Raw genomic sequence first — 19,213 nt, forward strand, 5'->3', positions numbered from 1 at the left:
CGCCCGGCGACCGCGTCATCGAAGCGACCGACAGGGAAGAGTGGCAGTCCTCTAGCGTGGCCGACCGAGTGACGAGACGACGCGCCTCGCCGAGTGTCGAGTTGCCGTGAGACCGGTTCTCGTGGCGAGATCCGACCCGTTCGCCGAATTTCGGGCGAGTCGTGGTACCTCGTGTCGCGCAAGTGTTAATACCCTCCCGGCGCTCTCTTTAGAAGCAATGGCAAACGGTACGGTTGATTTCTTCAACGACACAGGCGGCTACGGGTTTATCGAGACAGAGGATGCGGACGAGGACGTTTTCTTCCACATGGAAGACGTTGGCGGCCCGGACCTCGAAGAGGGACAGGAAATCGAATTCGACATCGAACAGGCTGACAAGGGTCCGCGAGCGACCAACGTCACTCGGGAGTAATTTCCATGGCACAAGGCAAAGTCGACTTCTTCAACGACACCGGCGGCTACGGATTCATCGAGACTGACGACGCTGACGAAGACGTGTTCTTCCACATGGAAGACGTCGGCGGCCCGGACCTCGAGGAAGGCCAGGAGATCGAATTCGACATCGAACAGGCCGACAAAGGTCCGCGCGCGACCAACGTCACCCGCCTGTAAACTAGCGCAACACTGCGCCTTTTCATTCTTTCACTCACCGACCAGCCGCGGCGCTCCCGGCGATCGCTCCGTACTGGCGAGCGGCAGCACTCACGGTTCAGACAGGTTCGACCGGCGTCTCCGCTCGGTAGACCATCCGCATCGGGAGCCCAGTCGCGTCCGTCGGCGGGTCCTCGGGAAGCGACCGGAGTGACCCTGGTCCGGGGCAGGCCGTGTACCCGAGCGCGACGGCGTCGAGCACGTCGTGGACGGTCACGTCGTGGCCGGCGGTCGCCTCCGCACACTCCTGGACGACGGGCGGGGCGTCGCGGTCGAACGTCGCCAGCGCGCGCATCCGCTCGGCGTAGCCGCCGGCGGTCTCGGGGTCGCGTTCGAGAGTCGTCCCCGCGAAGGCGCGGTAACAGACCTCTGGATGGGTCTCGGCGAACACGGGGCGGGCCTCGCTCACTTCCTTGAGCAGTTCGTCGACGGCGACGATGCCGTCGCTGATGGCGAAGGCATCCTCCGAGAGGCGATCACCCGTCTTCCGCTCGTTCGCCCGGTTCGCGGCCGGATAGCGGCGTTTTCGCGCGGCTTCGCGAACGGGTGCGTCCGTGACGGCCGCGGCTCGGGGCCCCAGGACAGCACGGGCCGCGTCCTCGCACGGCCGCGGCGTCGTCCCGCTCTCGACGAGCCCGATGGGAACGTCGACCAGGATCAGTTCGGCGATCTCCTCGTAGCGGGCCCAGACCTCGCCGACGCCCGCGAACACGTCGGCGTGATCGAACCCGTCGGCGTCGAAGACGGCAGCCAGCCAGTGCTCGCCGCCATAGGTCACGCCCACGAACAGCGGGTCGTCGGTCATCACCGAAGCATACGGTCGGATACGCAAAAAGGGCGGGGCGACGGTGCTCGTGGTCGTCCGCGCTCGCTGTCCCGAACCGACAGAACCGAGAGGGTCGGCGACGGTCGGTGACGCATGGACCGGATCGGCTTCGAGGACGCCGAGACCTACGAACCGGACGCGGGGTGGCAGCGGGCCGCACTCGCCGGAAGCGACGACGTGAGCCTGGAGTGGTTCGAGAAACCGCCGGGCCACTCCTCGCCGATGCACGACCACGAGAACGGACAGGTGTGTCTCGTCCTCGACGGGGAACTCACGATCTACACCGAGGATGACGAGGCGCGGCTCCGGCAGTACGATTCGGTGTGGCTCGACCCCTGGGAGTCCCACCGCGTCGAAAACACCGGCGACACCACCGCGGTGGGGCTGGACGTGTTCACACCCGGACGCTCCTTCGACTTCTGGACCGACCGCGACACCGACGACTGAGGCGGACCGCTGTCGCCGGGACCGAGACGACCGCACGCGTCGCGCGGTCGATCCGGTCCTGTTCGACGGGAACCCCAGGAGGCTACTTCGTGACCTTGTCCAGGGGGACCAGCCGATGTTCGAGCGTCGGCTTCGTGTACCCCGAGGACTCCTCTGTCATACCGCTCGTGAACACCTTCACCTTCTGCTGGAGGACGTGTGGCTCTCCTTTCTTGTTCTTGATGATGTCGACGGACTCCCACGCCTCGTCTTCCATACTGGGAGGAGTATCGCACGTCCGAGGTTATCTCTTTCGGCCGACCGCCGGGTCCGGCCGCCCCGTCACTCGCTGAGCCGCCCGATCTCGGCCTCGGAGAGGTCGATACTCGCGGCGGCGACGTTCTCTTCGAGATGGTCCAGGCTGGACGTACCGGGGATGGGCAGCGTCACCGGCGAGTGCTGGAGGTGCCAGGCGAGCGCGATCTGCATCCGCGTCGCGTCGTGGGTCTCGGCGATCTCGTCCATGACGGCCTCTTTCTCCCCGAGGTCGCCGGCACCCAGCGGGAACCACGGGATGAAGCCGATGCCGTACTCCTCGCAGGCCTCCAGGACTGCGGCCTCTTCGCGGTCGCCGGGGTTGTACTGGTTCTGGACGGTCGCGATCTCGACGACCTCGCGGGCCGTCTCCAGTTGGTCGACGCTGACGTTGCTCAGCCCGACGTGCTCGATCAGTCCCTCGTCTTTCAGTTCGGCGAACGCCTCGACGGACTCGGCGAAGGGCGTGTCGGGGTCCGGGCGGTGGAACTGGTAGAGGTCGATGGTCTCGACGCCGAGTCGATCCCGACTCGCGAGCACCTGGTTGCGGATGTAGTCCGGGTCGCCGTGAGCGATCCAGTCGCCGTCGGTGTTCCGGAGGAGGCCGGCTTTCGTCGCGACGACGGCGTCATCGGCGACACCGGCCTCGCGGATGAGTCGCTCGCTCACGCCGGGGCCGTACGAATCGGCCGTGTCGATGAAGTCGACGCCCAACTCCACGGCGCGCTGGAGCACCGTCCGGGCCTCGGCCTCGTCGTCGGGCGGGCCGACGATGTCGGGCCCGCATAGCCGCATCGCACCGAAGCCGAGCCGGTGGACCGTCAGGTCGCCGCCGATGTCGAACGTGTCGCTCTCGTTCGTGATTGCCATGTCCGCACTGCGGGTGGGAGTCGGTTAGATGTTGGCCTCCCGGCCGGTTCGTCCCTCGCCGTTCAGGGGCTCAATACGAACTCGAACTCGAGTTCGGCCTCGCCGGACGGGCCGGCCTCACCGAGATAGGTGTTGTCGAAGACGAACAGGTAGTCGCCCTCAGGAAACCGGGTCGTGAAATCGAGCGATTCGACGGCCGAGAACGTCGATTCGGCGCCGACGGTCTCGGGTTCGCGCTGGTAGTCGTTGAACTGATCGACGGTCATGACGTAGCAATCGATCGGCCCGTTCCGTATCACCTGTCCGGTGACCGTCATCCGGGACGGTTCGTCGAGGGCAAACGGGAAGTTTGTGTACTGGCCCGTGTCGATTTCGACGCGCGCGCTCTTGCCGACCGCCCCGTCTGCCAGCCCCGTCGCGTTCCGTCTGTTCGAGAACGCGTCGGCCTGTTCGGCCCGCCGGAACCGCTGTGACGGCGTTCGAGTGTTCGTCCGTTCGGGCGTCTCCCCGGCGTCCGGGGACTCGTCGCCACCGCTCGCCCTGTCACCGGACCGGCCGCGTTCGATACACCCACCCGAAATCCCGGTCGCGACCGCCGCGAGCAGCGCTCGCCGTTGCATAGGACGACCTTGGCTCACGCACCGTCAAAGCGATTGGGTTTCCAACAACTCTATTCATCGCCGACGTACACCGTCTTGAGCCGGCCGCCACAGGTCGGACAGCACAGCGTCTGCCAGGTCGTCGGATCGAGGTCGCCCATGGTTTCACGCCTGATCGCGTCCGCGGGATCGACAGTCTCGCCGCAGGCGTCGCAGGTGAGCGGACCGCTGTCGGTGATACCGGTCATCGATCTCCCTAGCGGCGGTGTCGATAAAAATCGATGGTGCGTGCCGGCAGCGGTCGCCGACGCGTCGGTGTCAGGGCGTCTGGGTCGTCGTGGTGTTCCCGCCCTCACCGGTCCCCGTCAGGACGAACTCGAACTCGATTTCGACCTCGCCGGACGGTTCGGCGTCGCCGAGGTTCGTGTTGTCGAAGACGAAGAGGTACTCGCCCGACTGGAACTGCTGGGTCAGGTCGATGGTCTTGATGCTCTCGGCCTCCGATTCGGACGGAACCAGGTTCGGCTGTCGCTGGTACTGGTTGAACTGGTCGGCGGTCATGATGTAGACATCGATCGGTCCGTTTTTCGTGACCTGCCCCGTGATGTTCATCTCGGACTCCTCTCGGATCGTGAACGGGAAGTTCGCGTACTCGCCCGCCGCGAGCGTGACGCGAGCGCTCTGACCCACCTCCCCCGGACCCAGGCCGGTCGCGTTCTGGACGTTCGAGAAGGCGTCCTCTTTCCGATTGAAGTTGTTCCCACCCAGTGCATTGCAACCTGTCAGTGCCCCCGCCCCCATGACAGCGAGGAATGTACGTCGCCGCATATATACAACCAACTTACATCGGTAGTAAAAGACTTTCCGGCTACACGGTACCGTCGTGTGCAGTGACACAACCGGGTCGGGCCGCCGCTACCCGTTGTCCCTCTCAGGGTACACGACGGGGCACCCCGGCGTATTTACTGCTGGCCGTTCAGTTTCCAGTGAGATGTCGGATCGGCCCTCGGGGGAGTCGCAACTGGCGACGCGGTTCGAGGCCATCGTCGCGGCCGCGGGCGGGGCGACACGGGCGGACTGGCTGGCGACCGCGGCGAGCGAGCCGGCGGTCCGCGAGCGCCTCGACGACCTGGCCGCCCTGCTCGGGGAGGGTTCCGAGACACCTGCGGCCGCCTACCAGGACACGCTCTCGGACGCGACGCGGACCGCGAGCGGACACTTCGCCACCGACCCGACGGTCGCATCGGCGCTTTGCCGCTGGGCCGTCCAGCCACGGGCCGACGGACGACCCCCGCGCGTGCTCGACCCCGCGACGGGAAGTGGCGTGTTCACGCTTGCCGCCCACGACCGCCTGGCCGCCGTCGCGCCGAATCAGTCGCCCACGGACCGACTCGAACGCGTCGTCGGCGTCGACGTGGACCCGGTCGCGCTGGCGCTGACCGGCCATCAGCTGCTCGCGAACGCGCGGCCCGAGACCGCCCCGCTGGAACTGTACGAGGCAGACTTCTTCGAGGTGAGTCCCGGCCCCGAGCGGACCTGTACCGTGACCGCAGACGGCGTCCGGGCCGGCGAGTTCGATGCCGTCGTAGGCAACCCGCCGTACGTCCGGCAGGAGACGACCGATATCGACCGCGCCCGCGAGCACCTCGCGGCATTCGGACCGGACGGCGAGACGCCGTATCTCGACGGCGAGCGAGCGCTGAGTCGACGGAGCGACGCCTACGTCTACTTCGTCACGCACGCGACGCAGTTCCTCCGCGAGGGTGGCCGTCTCGGCGTCGTCATTCCGGCGAAGTGGCTGGTGACCCGGTACGGCGAGTCGTTCCAGCGGTTCCTCTTCGACCACTACCGCGTCGAAAGCGTCGTCGGGTTCGGTGCTCGCGCGTTCGACGACGCGCTGGTCGACACCGTCCTCCTCCTCGCGGAGCGCCGCGAGAACGCCGCTGCCCGTCGATCGACGCCCGTCCGCTTTTCCCGTCTCGACGACCAGGTGTCCGTCTCGCGCCTCCTCTCGACGGTCGAGTCAGCAGAACCGCCAGACGACGAAGCGGCGATGGCAGTCTGGAACACCGACGACGTCCGAACGGTGACCGTCGACCAGGGAAGCCTCGCCGACGGGGACACGGGGAAACAGTCACCGTATCTCGACGCGCCGGCCCCGTTCATTCGGCTGCTCGCCGGGGAGACGCTCGCCCCACTCGGGTCGTTCACGACCGTTCACCGGGGCGTCATGACCGGTGCGAACGACTTCTTCTTCCTCGACGGACCCGGTCCCGGCGCGGCCGTCGAAGCCCGGTTCCGGACGCCCGCGATCAAGAGCATCCGCGACGTCGACGGCCGGGTCGTCACCGCCGCCGAGACCGACCGCGAACTCCTCGACGTTCACGACTACGTCGCGTCCGTTCGAGCCGAAACCGGGGTCGGCGATGCGACCACCACAGCGGTCGTGGACGCGCTGGCCCGCGACGGGTACGACGGCCTCCGGGAGTACGTCGAGTGGGGGACGGATCAGGAGTTCCACGAACGGAGTTCCTGTGCGTCGCGTCCGGTGTGGTTCGACCTCGGGGACCTGACGGCACCAACGGTGTTCGTCCCGAAGTTCTTCGACGAACGGGTGGTGGTCGTCGCCAACCCCGACGGCCTGCTGGCGGGCAACGCCGTCGACTGCCTGGGGGTCGACGAGGGCGTCGACGAGCGTACTCTCCTCGGCGTCCTCAACACCACACTCACGAAGGCCCTCCTGGAGTGTTGGGGGCGCACCGAGGGCGGCGGCGCGCTCCAGATCATGACCTACGAACTGTCGACGCTCCCCGTGCCCGACCCCCGGACGTTCGATGCGTCGACACAGGAGGCGATCGCAGCGACGACCGACGCGCTGCTGGCCGGCGATTCGGACGCAGTCCGTCGGCTCGACCGACTCGTCCTCGACGCCATCGAGACGGATATCTCCGTCGAGGACTGTCGACGGCTTCGCGAGGAGATGGTTCGCCGACGGGTTCGGACCGGCCGAGAGTCTGTCCCACCGCTGGTGGAGGAGTCGGACGCGAGTTAGGCCAGCGGGAGCAGGTCTTCGGGCGGACCGCCCGGCAGTTCGTCGCGGTCGTGATCGGCTTCGAAGTCAAGGTCCGGCCCGGCGGCAACGATGCGCGAGGGCGTCACGTCCGGGTGGGTCGTGTAGTAGTGTTCCGTGATGTGGTCCATGTTCACGGTATCGGCCACACCTGGCGTTTGATAGAGGTCACGCAGGTACGGCCAGAGGTTGTCGTACTGCTGGATCAGCTGCTTGTTGCACATGAAGTGGGTGTGGTACACCTGGTCGAAGCGAACCAGCGTCGTGAACATGCAGACGTCCGCTTCGGTCAGTCGGTCGCCCGCGAGGTAGCGCTGGTCCGCGAGGACCTCGTCCCAGTGGTCGAGCGCGTCGAACAGCTCCGAGACGGCGCTGTCGTAGGCGTCCTGACTTTTGGCGAAGCCCGCCCGATAGACGCCGTTGTTGATGGGTTCGTAGATCTCGTCGATGATGCGGTCGACCTCGTCCTGGTACCCTTCGGGGTAGAGGTCGACGTTCCGACTCGACACACTGTCCATCTCCGTGTCGAGCATCCGGATGATCTCGGCGGACTCGTTGTTGACGATGGTGTCCTGTTGTTTGTCCCAGAGGACCGGGACGGTCACCCGACAGGTCGCGTCCGGGTCGGCTTCGACGTATGCCTCCCGGAGGTAGTCGAAGCCGCTGACGGTGTCGGGCGTACAGCCCGCCTTCTCGGGCGTGAACTGCCAACCGTCGTCGTCGCGGAACGGGTCGACGACGTCGACCGTGATGGCGTCTTCGAGTCCTTTGAGCGCCCGAACCAGCAGCGCCCGGTGTGCCCACGGGCACGCGTAGGAGACGTAGAGGTGGTACCGACCAGCTTCGGCCGGGAACTCGGCGTCCGGATCGTCTTCGATGCGGTCGTGGAAGGTCGTCTCCTGGCGCTCGAACTCGCCGTCCTCGTTGGTCGATTCGTACTCGCCGGTCCGCCACTCGCCGTCGACAAGGTGGTTCATGCTATCCGAATAGGAACGCCATCCGTAAAAACAGCCCAGTGACACCGGTGTAACCGACCGCATTCGGGCGATTTTATCGACGACTACTCGCCGTCGAGACCCGCCTGGCCCGGCCCCACCGCCCTCGACGGAGCGGTTTCGGAACCCGCTCACCGGGGAACTGTAGTTCGACGGCTTTATTTACGCGCTTAGCCACGGATTCCACAAGAGTATCTATGTCCGACAAGCCCGCCTCGATGTACCGGGAAATCAGCAAGCCACCGTACACGCGACGCGAGTACATCACTGGCATTCCCGGCTCGAAGATCGCACAGCACCAGATGGGGGACAAACAGACCGAAGGCGACGACTACCCCGTTCAGATCAGCCTCATCGTCGAGGAAGAGGTCCAGCTGCGCCACGGCTCGATGGAGGCCTCGCGCCTGTCGGCCAACCGCCACCTCATCAAGGAGTTCGGCGAAGGTAACTACAAGATGGTCCTGCGGAAGTTCCCCCACCACGTCATCCGGGAGAACAAGCAGGCGACCGGGGCGGGTGCGGACCGTGTCTCCGACGGGATGCGCCAGTCCTTCGGGAAGATCGTCGGCACCGCCGCCCGTATCGAGAAGGGCGAACGGCTCTTTACCGCCTACTGCGAGGTCGACCAGGCCGAAGAGGTCAAGGAAGCGTTCCGCCGCGCCTACAACAAGATCTCCCCGCCCTGCCGCATCACGGTCGAGCGAGGAGAAGAACTGCTCATCGCGTAAGCTGACGAGCGTCTTGTTCTCCTCGGTCGCAGAGCGAGGAGAAGAACTGCTCATCGCGTAAGCTGACGAGCGTCTTGTTCTCCTCGGTCGCAGAGCGAGGAGCAGAACTGCTCATCGCGTGAGATCCGGTTCCACTGCGGTCGTGTTCGCGACCAGTTCCGACAGCGTCAGTCGTCGCTCGACATCCGAACGGTGAGAACAGGGGCCTCGGCCGTTCGAACGACCTTCTCGGCGACGCTTCCCAGGAGGTAGCGGTCCAGACCGCGCCGTCCGTGCGTTCCCATCACGATCATGTCGATGCGTTCCGTATCGGCGTAGTCGATGATCGCGTTGTAGGGGTCGCCGTCCCGGATCTCGGTGGTGACCTCGATGTCGCGGCCGGCGACGCGGTCGGCCGTCTCCTCGACGACGTCCTCGCCCCTGTCCCAGAGCGACTCGACAGTCGTCGACTCCGCTGCCCCGCTGCCGAGGTACGTCGTGTCGACGACGAACAGCACGTGTATCCCTGCATCGTGCGTTTCAGCCAGTTCGATCGCGTGGTCCAGTGCCACGTCCGCACCGTCGGACCCGTCCGTCGGGAAGAGTATCTCGTCGTACACAGCTAGCCTTTCACCCGAGTACTGATTAACAGTTCTCGTGATTATCAGGCAGTAGGAACGGTCGTACGGGATCATAACCCGTACTACCTCTCGTTTTCCGACCGGAGTGTGCATTCGCCGCCGCCCGTCAAAAATTCGAGTGCCAGCGGGGTCGGCGGTCTTTTGTCGGTTCGCCCCAATCCACGGGCATGCTCCGGCTGGCGGTCGCGACCGACGCCGAGACCTACGAGCGCATGCAGGCCCCCCTGGCCGAACGGGACATCGACGCCGAGCACGTCAGGACCGACGAACGGACAGTCCCACTCGGCGACCCCGGCGAGGAGTGGGACGGGTTCGACGCGGGGTTCGTCTATCCCTCTCGTCTCATGGAGGGCGGGGTCGCCGACGCCCTGCTCGACGTGCCGTGGGTCAACGACCGCGAGGCGATCCTGACGTCCCGGAACAAAGCGGGCGTCATCGCCGAACTTTCCCAGGAAGGAATTTCGGTCCCCGAAACCGTCGTGGTCTCGAACCCGGTCGACCAGGCCGACCTCGTCGATGCCTTCGAGCGGTTCGATCCGCCGGTGGTCGTCAAACCCAACTCGGCGACCCGCGGGGTCGGCGTCGCGAAGGCTACCGACCTCGATTCCTTCCTGGGCATCGTCGATTATCTCGACCTGGTCCACGACTACCGGGCTACCGGCGACCAGTCGTTCCTCGTCCAGGAGTACCTGCCGGATGCACGGGACTATCGCGTGATGGTGGTCGACGGGGAGTACGTCGGGGCCGTCGAGCGGCGACTCCCCGCCGACGCGCTCGCTGCCGGCCAGTGGAAACACAACGTCCATCGCGGTGCCGAGGCGACCGGGGTGGACCTGCCCCAGGAGTTGCGTGCGGTGGCCGAGCGGACGGCCGAAACGCTGGACATCCCGTGGCTGGGCGTGGACCTGCTCGTGACCGGCGACCGGGTCGTGGTCAACGAGACGAACGCCCGGCCGACCATCGACGAGGAGACGAAGTACGAACCCGGGTTCTGGGACGACGTGGCGGCGTTGATTCGAAAGACGGCATAGTGTGAGGTCCGGGCGCGACCACAGGGAGCGCCCGGTTTTTTCGCCCACGTTTTTGCGCGAGGGTGACAAGCGAAGAGAGAGCTTCGCTCTCACAGGAAGCCGGCGCGACGCGCCGGCGACGAAGCGCGTCACCCGAGCGGAAAAAGGTGGGATGACGAGACGAAGTACGAACCCGGGTTCTGGGACGACGTGGCAGGGTTGATCCGGCGGACCGTGTAGGTCGGGTGCGGCGTGCCGACGCGACCGACCCCGAACGGGCGGGAAAGGGCGTCAGACGCCGGTCACACGCCCGTTCGACACGACACCAACATATATTACGGATCACAATAAAGGGCCGAAAGAGATGCCCGCATCACTGCGGGACGACCTGAGCCTGCCGTTCCTGTTGCTCGGGTCTGCCCTCGCCGGTGTGCTCGCGGCCGATTACTTCCTGTACCCGGACCTGTTCAGCATCGACGGCAAGTTGGCACTGGCCTACGGTGGGTTGTTGATCGGCTTCTCGCTCGCGTACAGCTACCGTCCGATCAGGGAATCGAGATACGGCGCACTGGTGAGCGCCCTGTTCCTGATGTTGTTCGCGCTCGTCCACTACCGCCTGGGTATCCGCGGCCCGATCATGCCGTTCGGGCTGTTCAGCGCCGCGCTGGCGGCGTTTTGCTACCAGCTGTACAAGGTCGGCAGCGAACGCATCCAGCGCGGCCAGGCGTCGTGATCACACTGGTCGTCCCGCGGACAGTCCCGTCAGGGTAGGCGGAGACGAAACCGGGAGAACCGTCGCTATCTGTCGAAATCGAGAGGATCGCGTACCGGAGACAGAACGACCAGCAGTTGCGAACGAACCCGACGACGAGCACCTAGAGGTCGATGTCCGCGGAGTCGTCGGCGCGTTCGAACGTGACTTCGAGGACGCCGTTGTTGTACGTGGCGGCGGCGGAGTGTTCGTCGACGCGAGTAGGGAGACGAACCCGTTCTTCGTAGTCACGACGGTCGCTGGCGGCCGAGACGGTCAGTACCTCCCCGTCGCACTTCAGGTCGATAGCGTCTTTCTCGACGCCGGGCAGGTCCGCGACGACTCGGATTTCGCCGTCCGTTTCGTGAACATCGAGATGGAGGTCCGAGCCGAAGCCGGCCGACCCACCGCGGTCGATGTGGACGTCGTCACCCATCATCTCGTTCATCACCCGCTCTATCTCGCGCAGAATGTCGTCGATGGGGTCGTGGTCGTCGCGGTCGTCTTTCATACGCGACCGTAAGGTTTGTAGCCCGGAAAAGCCTTCTGGCATTGTCAACACTCGAATCGCAGCCCGCTGCTCCTCCAAAATTTTCACGAGGGAACCGGCGACTCAGAGGTCGAATCCGAGGTCGAGTGCCGCCTCGGTTGTCGCCATGCTCTCGTCGCGGTCGGCCGACCCGGTGACGGCCCGGATGGCGTCGACGTTCTCGGGGACCACGTCGGACTCCTGGTGGATGGCCTGGAACAGGTAGAGTTCCCCGTCCTGGACGGTGATGGACTCGCCCCAGATGGCGTTCTCCCAGACGTCGCCCCGCGGCCGACCCGCGTCGAGGGCGAACTCCTTGAGTTTCCCGGAGCCGTCGATGCCCAGGCGCTCGGGGATGACGAACAGGCGCGATTCGTTTTCGAGCAGTTCGCGGACGCTCTCGGTGTCGGCGTCACTGCCGAGTTCGATGTTGATGCTGTGGGTGTGGGTCAGCGTCGCCGGCACCTTCATCCCGACCGTGTCGATGTCGAGGTCCGGGAAGATGGTGTTGACGTCCGGTCCGTGGTGGGAGGGAACCGTGATCGGGTCCGGCAGGGTGTCGTTGATGGGACCGCGGCCGGACTGGGCCGGGTCGCCGCCGCGGCGGACCAGCGTCGCGCGGACCTTCTCGACGCCGTACTCCTCGTCGAGGGGCGCGACCAGCCGCGAGAGACCGGTCGTGTTACAGGAGACGACGCGGACGTGGTCGGCGTCGGCGGCCTCCTCGTAGTTCGAGCGGGCGTTGAAGCTCACGTCGACGAGGTCGGCGTCCTCGCCGCCCTGATAGAGCGCGGGCGTGTCGTACTCCTCGTACATGGACTTGTTCTCCGCGCCGATGCCCGAGGGCGTGGTGTCGACGACCACGTCGCTTTCCGCGACGAGTTCCTCGACCTCGCCGGCGAGGTCGATGCCCGCCTCCGCGAACTGGTCGATGCGTTCCTCGACGGCGGCGTACAGCGGGAACCCTTTGGTGACTGCCTGCTCGGACTCGAAGTTCGGGCGGGTCTTGGCGACACCCACGACTTCCATGTCCGGCTGTGCGCGGACGGCGTCCGCCACCCGCTTCCCGATGGTACCGTAGCCGTTGATTCCGACTTGTATCATACCCGGCAATGCCATAGCGACCCGGGTAAGCGTTTCGAGGTTCGGCGGCGCAGGGGACAACACCTATTCCCCGTCCGTTCGCATCTGCTGCTATGCCACCGAAGCGTCTTCGCTCGCCGTCCGAGACCGCGATCCGAAAGTGCATGCGCCTCCAGTCGACGGAGTCCTGTCTGATCGTCACCGACCACAAGCGCCAGCCGATCGGCGAATCGCTCTACGAGGTCGCGAACGAACGCACCGACGACGCCTCGATCGTTCGCTACCCACCGGGCGACCAGCACGGCGAGGAACCGCCCGAAGCCGTCGCGGCCGCCATGCGCAACGCCGACGTCGTGCTCGCACCGACGACCAAGAGTTTGACCCACACCCGTGCCCGGTCGGAGGCGACCGAGGCTGGCGCACGGGTGGCCACGCTCCCCGGCATCACCGAGGAGGTCTTCGTCACCGGACTGGACGCGAACTACGGCGACATCAAAGAGCACTGTCGGGACATCTACAAGCAGGTCACCGGGGCCGAACACGTCCGCGTCCAGACCGACCTGGGAACGGACATCGTCTTCCGCCCGGGCGACCGCGAGTGGCGACAGGACACCGGCATCGTCCACGACGCCGGCGCGATGTCGAACCTCCCGGCCGGCGAGGTGTTCGTCAGTCCCGAAACCGCAAACGGCACCTTCGTCGTCGACGGGACGATGATGCCCCACGGCCTGCTCGAAGAGGGGCACACGCTCGAATTCGAGGTCGAGGACGGCTCCGTCACCGAGATCAGCGACGACGGCGTCCGCGAGGAGATCGAGGCCGCCGCCGAGGAGGTCGGACAGGACGCCTACAACCTGGCTGAACTGGGCATCGGAACGAACGTCGGCGTCACCGAACTCGTCGGCTCGGTCCTGTTGGACGAGAAGGCCGCTGGTACCGTACACATCGCCATCGGCGACGACCACGCCATCGGCGGCGACACGGACGCCCCGATCCATCTCGACGGCGTCATTCGAGATCCGCGCGTCACCGTCGACGGCGAGCGCATCGACCTGCCGTCGGGCGTGTGAATCACCGTCACGGGAGACACCGGCTCAACAGCACAACCCGAATGCGAAATCGTCCAATCTCAGCAGAAATACAGTAACGATATACCCAAAAATACCCCAATACGTAATCAGACAGAGTTCGATATCACAAATAATAATGGCTTCGTCAGATTTTACTGTCAGAGTCGGCAAGTTCCGGGTGTCATGGACGTCGCCCCTCGGAACGCGCTGTTGGAAACGTGGACCCAGACGTCGGCGTACGTCTTCAGCAGCGTCGTCGAGGTGAACCGTGCGGCCTTCGACGCGTTCCGAACGCCGGAACAGTCGGACGAACCAGCCCCTGGTGAAAACGCGATCCCAATTGAAGACGGGACGGAACCGGCCTCAACGGTCGGCGAGCGAGAACTCGCCCGGCGGACACAGAACCTGTCCCTGCTCGCGGCAGCGCTCTCACACGACCTTCGCAACCCGCTCCGGTCGGCACAGAGCCATCTCGAGATGGCACAACACGAACAGGACTCGGAACTGCTAGAGGAGGTCGAGACCGCCCACGAGCGGATGGACGCCCTCATCGAGGACATGCTCGTGCTTGCCCAGCAGGGCGACGTGGTCTCGGACGTTGAACCGGTCGAACTCGCCGACGCTGCCAGCGACGCCTGGGCGCAAATCGACGCGCCGGGCGCGACGCTCGATACGGACGCCCTGACAGTCCCGGCCGACCGGACGCGCCTGTTGCAGCTGCTGGAGAACCTGTTCGACAACGCCGTCACGCACGGGCCAGACGACGTGACGGTACGGGTCGGCCCGACCGAGACAGGGTTCTACGTCGAAGACGACGGTCCGGGGATTCCCGCCGCGGAACGCGAGCGTGTCTTCGAGTACGGTTACACGACGGCGGAGTCGGGGACTGGCTTCGGGCTCCGCATCGTGGCGGCGATTGCCGACGCGCACGGGTGGACCCTGCACCTCTCCGAGAGCGGCGGCGTTCCCGCGAGTGACGCGAGCAGGGACTCGACGGACTCGCAGTGCACGTCTGGCGGCGCTCGCTTCACGTTCGAGGTTTGAGACGCCCCCAGGGTTCGTGTGGCCGACCGGTGGACTATTTCGACGGTTCACGATCCCACAGTCGCTGGCGTCGTGACAGTCAGCGAGCGGTGGTCAGCGTGTTTTTACGTCTGTATCGAATAGGGGAGTTCATGAGCCAATCCGGGTCCGATTCCGAACTACCCGATCGCGTCGCCATTCCGTGTCCGTCCTGCTCGCAGGCGCTGGAGACGGTCCACGAGGTGCTGTCGACCGGCGGCGGCCGCGTGACGCTTCGATGTACCGAGTGCGAACACGTTCACAAGGAGCAACTCCCCGAGGACGACACCGTCCAGCGCAGCGTCGTCGTCTCCCAGGACGGCGAATCGTTCACGACGAGCGTCGACGTGCCCGAGGACGAACAGCTGGCCGTCGGCGAGGAGTTCGTCGCCGAGACAGACGCGGCGATCATGACCGTCCGCATCACCAGTCTCGAACTGGACGACGACAGCCGCGTCGAGTCCGCCGGGGCAGACGAGGTCGATACCATCTGGACCCGCGAGGTCGAGAACGTCGCCGTCAACGTGACGAAACACCCCAAGGACGGCCGCCGCGAGGACACCGAGAGCCTGACACTGCAGGTCCCCGGCGACTACGAGTTCACCGTCGGCGAGACCGAGGAACTCGGCGACTACGAGTTCACCGTCGAGAGCTTCCACGTCCGCGACGACGCCGAGGGCTACTTCATGGACAAACTCGACCACGACGGCGACACCATCGTCGCCAAGGACGTCAAGCGGTTGTACGTCCGGGACGAAACCTCGACCGCCTGGTCGGCCTGGTGACAATGGACTGGGCGGCGCGACGCGGGGACCTCGTCGACGACCTCGAAGCCAGGGGACGGGTTACCGACGAGACCGCCCTCGCCGCCCTCCGAACCGTCCCGCGTCACGAGTTCGTCCCCGAGAGGAAACGCGACGCCGCCTACGAGGACGCGCCGCTCCCCATCGGCGAGGGCCAGACCATCAGCGCGCCGCACATGGTCGGGATCATGGCCGAACTGCTCGACCTCCGAGAGAGCGATACGGTGTTGGAAATCGGCACCGGCTGCGGGTACCACGCCGCCGTCACGGCTGAACTCGTCGGCCCCGGGAACGTCTTCTCCGTGGAGTACCACGCGTCGCTGGCCGAGAACGCTCGCCGCCGTCTCGACCGCCTCGGCTACGGCGACGTGTCCGTCCGAACCGGTGACGGAACGGACGGCTGGCCCGAGCACGCGCCCTACGACCGGGCGTATCTCACCTGTGCGGCCCCCGATTTTCCCGAGGCCGTCGTCGAGCAGGTCCGCCCCGGTGGGCTGTTGGTCGGCCCGCTCGGCAAGCACAGCCAGACGCTCGTCCGCGCTCGTCGCCGGGCCGACGGCTCGCTCGACCGCGAGGACCACGGGGGCGTCCGGTTCGTCCGGATGCAGTAGTTCTCCGCTTTCGACATGTTACGGCGGCTGAGAGGCGCGCCATTCAATAGCGTCCACACGAACCCCCAGACATGGAACCGGCGGTACTGCGCGACGACATGGTCGACAGTCTGGAACACGAGAGCAAAGGCTGCGTCCACAGCGACGCGGTCAGCGTCGCCATGCGCGCAGTGCCGCGCCACGCGTTCGTCGAAGACGACCGCGCCGCCTACGCGGACCGGCCCTTCGAGCGGTTCGGGACGCGCGTCCTCGCGCCCAGCACCGCCGCGCGCCTCCTGGAAGCGCTCGCGCCCGAAGCGGGCGACAACGTCCTGATCGTCGGTGCGGGCGTCGGCTACACCGCCGCGGTCGTCGCCGAAATCGTCGGCGAGTGCAACGTCCAGGCCATCGACATCACGCGCCGACTCGTCTACGACGCCCGCGAAAACCTCGCGGAGGCGGGCTACGAGGGCGTTCTGGTCGACCGCCGGGACGGCGTCAACGGCCTCCCCGAGTACGCGCCCTACGACAGGATCCTCCTCGAAGCGGCGGCGATCGATCCGCCCCAGGCGTTGGTCGACCAGCTCGCCGAGGACGGTCGACTGGTCATGCCGCTGGGTGCCAGCGACCAGGCGCTCGTCACCGTCGAGGGCGGCGAGATCGCCGACCGACTCGGCGGCGTCGCCTTCCAGCCGATGCTCGTCGAGGGCGAACAGGCCGACACCGTCGAGCGCAACCGAACCCGCCGCGAGGACCGCGAACACGCCCGCCGGGACGCCGAGCGCCGGCGGGGCTGGCAACAGGACTGGATCGACTGGGACGACCAGGTTTAGTTCGATACGACCAGAATCTTGGTGTTCTCGCGTTCGTCCGTATACTGTCCGCTGGCCGGTGGTTTGATGTCCATCTGCACTGTGCCCTCCTCCTGATTCGGCCCCAGACTCGCGTTCACCGTGAGGGTCCCGCGGCCGTCCGGACCGGTTTTCGTCGTCCGAATCCCCCGCAGGTTCGCCGTCCCGCCTTTCGCGACGACCGTCGCGTTCGTCACGGGTTCGCCGTCGGCGTCGACGACTCTGACCGTCACCGATCGTTGTCCCGGTTCGATGACCTCCGGTTCGGGCTGGACGTCCAGTTCGGACACACCGAGCGTGCTGAGCCCCGAAATGGTGTTCATCATCACGCTGAGGCTCGCGACCCCGACGACCAGTGCGATGACGAGTCGCACCGGCAGTCCCTCGATGGCTCGTTCGTCACGACTGAATCGGTCGAACATGGCCCGGGCTGGTCGCGGTTTCGGGCATAAACCTCCGGCCGAAGGTTGAAAGGTGAAACCGCGGCCAGCCCCGACCATGCGTGTCATCGGCCGGGAAGCGTCGGACGGACCGCGCGGGCGTCTCGGGTGGTACCGGGCGCGGGACGGCAGTCCGGGTGAGAACGTTGCGGTCGACCTCGACGGCCCCCACGTCGGGACGATCGTCGGCAAGCGCGGGTCGGGGAAATCCTACACCATGGGCGTCCTCGCTGAGGAACTGGCCAGGACGGACGGTATCGCGCCGGTCGTCGCCGACCCGATGGGCGTGTTCGGAACGCTGGCGGAGAGGGGACGTGACGTTCGCGCACGCGTGGTCGATCCACAGGTGCCCGCGAGCGCGCTGGACCCGGGCGCGTGGTGTCGGCTACTCGACCTCGATCCCGCCGAGGGCGCAGGGACACTCGTCTGGCAGGCCGCCGAACTGGCCGAGACGCTGGACGGGATGCACTCGTTCGTGACGGACGCCGAGGCGACGGAGACGAACCGACGGGCGGCGGCCAACCACCTCCGACTGGCCGACTCGTGGGGCGTGTTCGGCGCGAACGGGGACGACGAGGGGATGGACCTGACCGGCGACGCCGTCACGGTCCTCGATCTCTCGGGGCTGGGTCGGGCACCGATGAACGCGGCGCTGTCGGCCGTCGCCCGAGCACTCTACGACGCTCGCGTCGCCGGGTCGACGGACCGACTCCCGTGGCTGCTGGTCGACGAGGCCCACGCCTTCTTCGGGGGAATCGCCGAGCCCGCGCTGCGGACCCTACTCACGCGGGGTCGCCAGCCCGGCGTGAGCCTCGTCACGGCGACACAGCGCCCGAGCGCGTTGCCCGATGTCGCCATCTCACAGACCGACTTGCTCGTCGTCCACCGACTGGCGAGTCGAGCGGATCGCGAGGCGCTGGCCGCCACTCGCCCCGCCTACATGTCCGAGACGCTGGCCGAGCGGATGCCGACCGACCCGGGGGAGGCCGTCGTGATCGACGACGCGACCGAATCGGTCCACACCGTCCAGATACGCGAACGAGACACGCCACACGGCGGCGGGAGTCCGGCCGTGAGCGACGGATTCCGGAGGTGAGGTGTGGGCGGGCCGGCTTCGAAAGTATCGTGGTGCTGTTGGCCGTTTGTCGGGACCAATGGGACCGGAACCGGCGGGAGGGGCTAGCGACGGCCCGAGCCACGCGCTCGAACGCGTCGAACCGCTGCTCCTGATCGCCGTGGGGGGATTCGTGGGGGCAGCGCTGCGTCACACTCTCGCGGTGGCGCTCCCGGCCGCGGCGTTCCCGTGGGGGACGCTCGCGGCGAACGTCCTCGGGAGCTTCGCGCTCGGGCTCTTGCTGTACGAGAACCGGCTGGCCGGCGCGCTCTCAGCGGAGACGCGGCTAGTGGTCGGTACCGGCTTCCTCTCGTCGTTCACCACGTACAGCACGTTCGCAGTCGAAACGACGACGCTGGCGCCGCCGCTGGCGGTCGCGAACGTGGCGGCGAACTACGCGCTCGGCTTCGCGGCCGTCCTCTGCGGGCGATGGGTCGCCCGGGTGATCGCCTGATGGTCGATCCTACCCTGTTGGTCGGTGCCGGCGGCGTCCTCGGAGCGCTCGCGCGGCACCTGCTCGGCGAGCGCATCGACACCCGAACCGCGGACACGCTGGCCGTCAACGTCCTCGGGAGCTTCGTCCTCGGCGTGCTGGTGTCCGTTCCCGTCGACGAGTCGGTGTTGCTCGTGTTCGGGACCGGGTTCTGCGGCGCCTTTACCACTTTCTCGACCTTCGCTTTCGAGACGGTTCGCCTGTACGAGAGCGGCGAGCGTCGTCGGGCCGTGTTCAACGGGGTCGTCAATCTAGTCGGTGCGCTCGCGGCCGTCGGCCTCGGATGGTTCGTCGCCGCGACGCTCGCCTGAGGCAGG

At 66.4% G+C, this 19,213-nt stretch carries 26 protein-coding genes; 15 read left to right on the top strand and 11 right to left on the bottom strand.

What is annotated here, in order from left to right:
• Window positions 1-217: 217 nt before the first annotated feature.
• Both E2481_RS07935 and E2481_RS07940 read left to right on the top strand, forming a co-directional pair.
• On the top strand, window positions 218-412 hold the full coding sequence (locus tag E2481_RS07935; protein WP_136716598.1) for a cold-shock protein: 195 nt from the start codon (window positions 218-220) through the stop codon (window positions 410-412).
• Window positions 413-417: 5 nt separating this feature from the next.
• Window positions 418-612 (top strand): cold-shock protein, encoded by a 195-nt coding sequence (locus tag E2481_RS07940; RefSeq protein WP_136716599.1) that lies wholly within the window; start codon window positions 418-420, stop codon window positions 610-612.
• Between the two features lie 97 nt (window positions 613-709).
• On the opposite strand, the gene E2481_RS07945 is transcribed toward E2481_RS07940, so the two are convergent.
• Window positions 710-1,456 carry a DUF429 domain-containing protein gene (locus E2481_RS07945; RefSeq protein ID WP_136716600.1) on the bottom strand — a complete coding sequence of 249 codons (747 nt, stop codon included), beginning with the start codon at window positions 1,454-1,456 and terminating at the stop codon, window positions 710-712.
• Between the two features lie 114 nt (window positions 1,457-1,570).
• On the opposite strand from E2481_RS07945, the gene E2481_RS07950 reads away from it, so the two are divergent.
• Window positions 1,571-1,924, top strand: coding sequence for a cupin domain-containing protein (locus tag E2481_RS07950; RefSeq protein ID WP_136716601.1), 354 nt, complete (start codon window positions 1,571-1,573; stop codon window positions 1,922-1,924).
• 82 nt (window positions 1,925-2,006) lie between these two features.
• Here E2481_RS07950 and E2481_RS18655 read toward each other — a convergent pair whose 3' ends face one another.
• From E2481_RS18655 to E2481_RS07965, 5 genes are all read right to left on the bottom strand, one after another.
• A complete protein-coding gene (locus E2481_RS18655; RefSeq protein WP_169302400.1) occupies window positions 2,007-2,180 on the bottom strand; it encodes a hypothetical protein in 174 nt (57 codons plus the stop codon).
• A 65-nt stretch (window positions 2,181-2,245) separates the two neighbouring features.
• A complete protein-coding gene (locus E2481_RS07955; protein ID WP_136716602.1) occupies window positions 2,246-3,088 on the bottom strand; it encodes an aldo/keto reductase in 843 nt (280 codons plus the stop codon).
• Between the two features lie 62 nt (window positions 3,089-3,150).
• Entirely contained in the window at window positions 3,151-3,708 is a 558-nt protein-coding gene (locus tag E2481_RS07960; protein WP_136716603.1) for a hypothetical protein, read from the bottom strand.
• Between the two features lie 50 nt (window positions 3,709-3,758).
• Complete coding sequence (locus tag E2481_RS18660) at window positions 3,759-3,935, bottom strand: hypothetical protein (RefSeq protein ID WP_169302401.1); 177 nt, start codon at window positions 3,933-3,935, stop codon at window positions 3,759-3,761.
• A gap of 70 nt (window positions 3,936-4,005) precedes the next feature.
• Complete coding sequence (locus E2481_RS07965) at window positions 4,006-4,515, bottom strand: hypothetical protein (RefSeq protein ID WP_136716604.1); 510 nt, start codon at window positions 4,513-4,515, stop codon at window positions 4,006-4,008.
• 163 nt (window positions 4,516-4,678) lie between these two features.
• Between E2481_RS07965 and E2481_RS07970 the strand changes: the two genes are divergently transcribed.
• Window positions 4,679-6,739 (top strand): Eco57I restriction-modification methylase domain-containing protein, encoded by a 2,061-nt coding sequence (locus E2481_RS07970; protein ID WP_136716605.1) that lies wholly within the window; start codon window positions 4,679-4,681, stop codon window positions 6,737-6,739.
• On the opposite strand, the gene E2481_RS07975 is transcribed toward E2481_RS07970, so the two are convergent.
• Window positions 6,736-7,734 carry a glutathione S-transferase family protein gene (locus E2481_RS07975; RefSeq protein ID WP_136716606.1) on the bottom strand — a complete coding sequence of 333 codons (999 nt, stop codon included), beginning with the start codon at window positions 7,732-7,734 and terminating at the stop codon, window positions 6,736-6,738. The genes E2481_RS07970 and E2481_RS07975 overlap by 4 nt on opposite strands.
• A 215-nt stretch (window positions 7,735-7,949) precedes the next feature.
• Here E2481_RS07975 and E2481_RS07980 point away from each other — a divergent pair, with 215 nt between their 5' ends.
• Window positions 7,950-8,480 carry a 50S ribosomal protein L16 gene (locus E2481_RS07980; RefSeq protein ID WP_136716607.1) on the top strand — a complete coding sequence of 177 codons (531 nt, stop codon included), beginning with the start codon at window positions 7,950-7,952 and terminating at the stop codon, window positions 8,478-8,480.
• Between the two features lie 167 nt (window positions 8,481-8,647).
• Here the strand turns inward: E2481_RS07980 and E2481_RS07985 are convergent, their stop codons facing one another.
• Window positions 8,648-9,079, bottom strand: a complete 432-nt coding sequence (locus E2481_RS07985) for a universal stress protein (RefSeq protein WP_136716608.1) — start codon at window positions 9,077-9,079, stop codon at window positions 8,648-8,650.
• Window positions 9,080-9,267: 188 nt separating this feature from the next.
• Here E2481_RS07985 and E2481_RS07990 point away from each other — a divergent pair, with 188 nt between their 5' ends.
• Both E2481_RS07990 and E2481_RS07995 read left to right on the top strand, forming a co-directional pair.
• Entirely contained in the window at window positions 9,268-10,131 is an 864-nt protein-coding gene (locus E2481_RS07990) for an ATP-grasp domain-containing protein (protein ID WP_136716609.1), read from the top strand.
• A 343-nt stretch (window positions 10,132-10,474) separates the two neighbouring features.
• Window positions 10,475-10,843, top strand: coding sequence for a hypothetical protein (locus E2481_RS07995; RefSeq protein ID WP_136716610.1), 369 nt, complete (start codon window positions 10,475-10,477; stop codon window positions 10,841-10,843).
• A gap of 142 nt (window positions 10,844-10,985) precedes the next feature.
• Here E2481_RS07995 and E2481_RS08000 read toward each other — a convergent pair whose 3' ends face one another.
• Together E2481_RS08000 and E2481_RS08005 are read right to left on the bottom strand one after the other, a co-directional pair.
• Complete coding sequence (locus E2481_RS08000; RefSeq protein WP_136716611.1) at window positions 10,986-11,372, bottom strand: Hsp20/alpha crystallin family protein; 387 nt, start codon at window positions 11,370-11,372, stop codon at window positions 10,986-10,988.
• A 102-nt stretch (window positions 11,373-11,474) separates the two neighbouring features.
• On the bottom strand, window positions 11,475-12,494 hold the full coding sequence (locus E2481_RS08005; protein WP_136716612.1) for a type II glyceraldehyde-3-phosphate dehydrogenase: 1,020 nt from the start codon (window positions 12,492-12,494) through the stop codon (window positions 11,475-11,477).
• 92 nt (window positions 12,495-12,586) lie between these two features.
• On the opposite strand from E2481_RS08005, the gene E2481_RS08010 reads away from it, so the two are divergent.
• The 5 genes from E2481_RS08010 (at window position 12,587) to E2481_RS08030 (ending at window position 16,831) form a co-directional block, all read left to right on the top strand.
• Window positions 12,587-13,543: an aminopeptidase gene (locus E2481_RS08010; RefSeq protein ID WP_136716613.1), complete on the top strand. Its 957-nt coding sequence runs from the start codon at window positions 12,587-12,589 to the stop codon at window positions 13,541-13,543.
• Between the two features lie 183 nt (window positions 13,544-13,726).
• A complete protein-coding gene (locus E2481_RS08015) occupies window positions 13,727-14,587 on the top strand; it encodes a sensor histidine kinase (RefSeq protein WP_136716614.1) in 861 nt (286 codons plus the stop codon).
• A gap of 131 nt (window positions 14,588-14,718) precedes the next feature.
• Window positions 14,719-15,390: an HVO_0476 family zinc finger protein gene (locus E2481_RS08020; RefSeq protein ID WP_136716615.1), complete on the top strand. Its 672-nt coding sequence runs from the start codon at window positions 14,719-14,721 to the stop codon at window positions 15,388-15,390.
• Window positions 15,391-15,392: 2 nt separating this feature from the next.
• The gene (locus E2481_RS08025; protein WP_136716616.1) at window positions 15,393-16,019 is read left to right on the top strand and encodes a protein-L-isoaspartate(D-aspartate) O-methyltransferase; all 627 of its coding nucleotides are present in this window, start codon (window positions 15,393-15,395) and stop codon (window positions 16,017-16,019) included.
• Between the two features lie 71 nt (window positions 16,020-16,090).
• Window positions 16,091-16,831 (top strand): protein-L-isoaspartate O-methyltransferase family protein, encoded by a 741-nt coding sequence (locus tag E2481_RS08030; protein ID WP_136716617.1) that lies wholly within the window; start codon window positions 16,091-16,093, stop codon window positions 16,829-16,831.
• Here the strand turns inward: E2481_RS08030 and E2481_RS08035 are convergent.
• Window positions 16,828-17,271: a DUF7382 domain-containing protein gene (locus E2481_RS08035; RefSeq protein ID WP_136716618.1), complete on the bottom strand. Its 444-nt coding sequence runs from the start codon at window positions 17,269-17,271 to the stop codon at window positions 16,828-16,830. The two genes, E2481_RS08030 and E2481_RS08035, sit on opposite strands and share 4 nt — an antisense overlap.
• A gap of 76 nt (window positions 17,272-17,347) precedes the next feature.
• On the opposite strand from E2481_RS08035, the gene E2481_RS08040 reads away from it, so the two are divergent.
• From E2481_RS08040 to crcB, 3 genes are read left to right on the top strand one after another with little or no spacing between them, the layout of a single operon-like run.
• Window positions 17,348-18,385, top strand: a complete 1,038-nt coding sequence (locus tag E2481_RS08040; protein ID WP_136716619.1) for an ATP-binding protein — start codon at window positions 17,348-17,350, stop codon at window positions 18,383-18,385.
• A 58-nt stretch (window positions 18,386-18,443) separates the two neighbouring features.
• Window positions 18,444-18,857, top strand: coding sequence for a fluoride efflux transporter FluC (locus E2481_RS08045; RefSeq protein ID WP_136716620.1), 414 nt, complete (start codon window positions 18,444-18,446; stop codon window positions 18,855-18,857).
• Complete coding sequence (crcB, locus tag E2481_RS08050) at window positions 18,857-19,207, top strand: fluoride efflux transporter CrcB (protein ID WP_136716621.1); 351 nt, start codon at window positions 18,857-18,859, stop codon at window positions 19,205-19,207. The genes E2481_RS08045 and crcB overlap by 1 nt, the downstream gene beginning before the upstream one ends.
• The last annotated feature ends 6 nt before the right edge of the window (window positions 19,208-19,213 follow it).

The sequence above is a fragment of the Halorientalis salina genome (assembly GCF_005049285.1).
Classification (GTDB): Archaea; Halobacteriota; Halobacteria; order Halobacteriales; family Haloarculaceae; genus Halorientalis; species Halorientalis salina.

Coding starts and splice junctions, on each gene's coding strand:
- E2481_RS08035 (WP_136716618.1), bottom strand. CDS start 17,271: ATGTTCGACCGATTCAGTCGTGACGAACGAGCCATCGAGGGACTGCCG.
- E2481_RS07980 (WP_136716607.1), top strand. CDS start 7,950: ATGTCCGACAAGCCCGCCTCGATGTACCGGGAAATCAGCAAGCCACCG.
- E2481_RS08010 (WP_136716613.1), top strand. CDS start 12,587: ATGCCACCGAAGCGTCTTCGCTCGCCGTCCGAGACCGCGATCCGAAAG.
- E2481_RS18660 (WP_169302401.1), bottom strand. CDS start 3,935: ATGACCGGTATCACCGACAGCGGTCCGCTCACCTGCGACGCCTGCGGC.
- E2481_RS07950 (WP_136716601.1), top strand. CDS start 1,571: ATGGACCGGATCGGCTTCGAGGACGCCGAGACCTACGAACCGGACGCG.
- E2481_RS07940 (WP_136716599.1), top strand. CDS start 418: ATGGCACAAGGCAAAGTCGACTTCTTCAACGACACCGGCGGCTACGGA.
- E2481_RS07995 (WP_136716610.1), top strand. CDS start 10,475: ATGCCCGCATCACTGCGGGACGACCTGAGCCTGCCGTTCCTGTTGCTC.
- E2481_RS07955 (WP_136716602.1), bottom strand. CDS start 3,088: ATGGCAATCACGAACGAGAGCGACACGTTCGACATCGGCGGCGACCTG.
- E2481_RS08000 (WP_136716611.1), bottom strand. CDS start 11,372: ATGAAAGACGACCGCGACGACCACGACCCCATCGACGACATTCTGCGC.
- E2481_RS07965 (WP_136716604.1), bottom strand. CDS start 4,515: ATGCGGCGACGTACATTCCTCGCTGTCATGGGGGCGGGGGCACTGACA.
- E2481_RS07990 (WP_136716609.1), top strand. CDS start 9,268: ATGCTCCGGCTGGCGGTCGCGACCGACGCCGAGACCTACGAGCGCATG.
- E2481_RS07935 (WP_136716598.1), top strand. CDS start 218: ATGGCAAACGGTACGGTTGATTTCTTCAACGACACAGGCGGCTACGGG.
- E2481_RS08020 (WP_136716615.1), top strand. CDS start 14,719: ATGAGCCAATCCGGGTCCGATTCCGAACTACCCGATCGCGTCGCCATT.
- E2481_RS07975 (WP_136716606.1), bottom strand. CDS start 7,734: ATGAACCACCTTGTCGACGGCGAGTGGCGGACCGGCGAGTACGAATCG.
- E2481_RS07970 (WP_136716605.1), top strand. CDS start 4,679: ATGTCGGATCGGCCCTCGGGGGAGTCGCAACTGGCGACGCGGTTCGAG.
- E2481_RS08005 (WP_136716612.1), bottom strand. CDS start 12,494: ATGATACAAGTCGGAATCAACGGCTACGGTACCATCGGGAAGCGGGTG.
- E2481_RS08040 (WP_136716619.1), top strand. CDS start 17,348: ATGCGTGTCATCGGCCGGGAAGCGTCGGACGGACCGCGCGGGCGTCTC.
- E2481_RS08030 (WP_136716617.1), top strand. CDS start 16,091: ATGGAACCGGCGGTACTGCGCGACGACATGGTCGACAGTCTGGAACAC.
- E2481_RS07960 (WP_136716603.1), bottom strand. CDS start 3,708: ATGCAACGGCGAGCGCTGCTCGCGGCGGTCGCGACCGGGATTTCGGGT.
- E2481_RS08015 (WP_136716614.1), top strand. CDS start 13,727: ATGGACGTCGCCCCTCGGAACGCGCTGTTGGAAACGTGGACCCAGACG.
- E2481_RS08045 (WP_136716620.1), top strand. CDS start 18,444: ATGGGACCGGAACCGGCGGGAGGGGCTAGCGACGGCCCGAGCCACGCG.
- E2481_RS08025 (WP_136716616.1), top strand. CDS start 15,393: ATGGACTGGGCGGCGCGACGCGGGGACCTCGTCGACGACCTCGAAGCC.
- E2481_RS07945 (WP_136716600.1), bottom strand. CDS start 1,456: ATGACCGACGACCCGCTGTTCGTGGGCGTGACCTATGGCGGCGAGCAC.
- crcB (WP_136716621.1), top strand. CDS start 18,857: ATGGTCGATCCTACCCTGTTGGTCGGTGCCGGCGGCGTCCTCGGAGCG.
- E2481_RS18655 (WP_169302400.1), bottom strand. CDS start 2,180: ATGGAAGACGAGGCGTGGGAGTCCGTCGACATCATCAAGAACAAGAAA.